The organism is Sphingomonas sp. 10B4 (genome assembly GCF_035019905.1).
GTDB lineage: Bacteria > Pseudomonadota > Alphaproteobacteria > Sphingomonadales > Sphingomonadaceae > Sphingomonas > Sphingomonas glacialis.
Genome location: NZ_JASJVC010000501.1, coordinates 1 through 245 on the forward strand (window position 1 = coordinate 1; position 245 = coordinate 245).

A 245-nucleotide genomic window follows, 5' to 3' on the forward strand; every position below is an offset into this window, starting at 1 on the left:
CGCGTAATCAGCGCGCCGAGCTCCTCAACGGAATTGTGGCTAGTCAATACCGTGCGCAACTTGTCTGAACGCGCCGGTATACAAATGCCCGAAGTTGCGGTCTACGATGGTGAGGCCAATGCCTTTGCCACCGGTGCCTTTAAAAATTCCGCCTTGGTTGCCGTTTCGACGGGTTTGCTTGAGAGCATGACCAAGGAAGAAGTGGAAGCCGTACTCGGCCATGAAATCGCCCATATTGCTAACGG

At 54.3% G+C, this 245-nt stretch carries 1 protein-coding gene; it reads left to right on the forward strand.

Annotated features, from left to right (window positions below):
• Nucleotides 1-60: 60 nt before the first annotated feature.
• Nucleotides 61-245 (forward strand): M48 family metalloprotease (locus QN347_RS20645; RefSeq protein WP_323494525.1); only part of this gene is annotated, 185 nt, incomplete at its 3' end.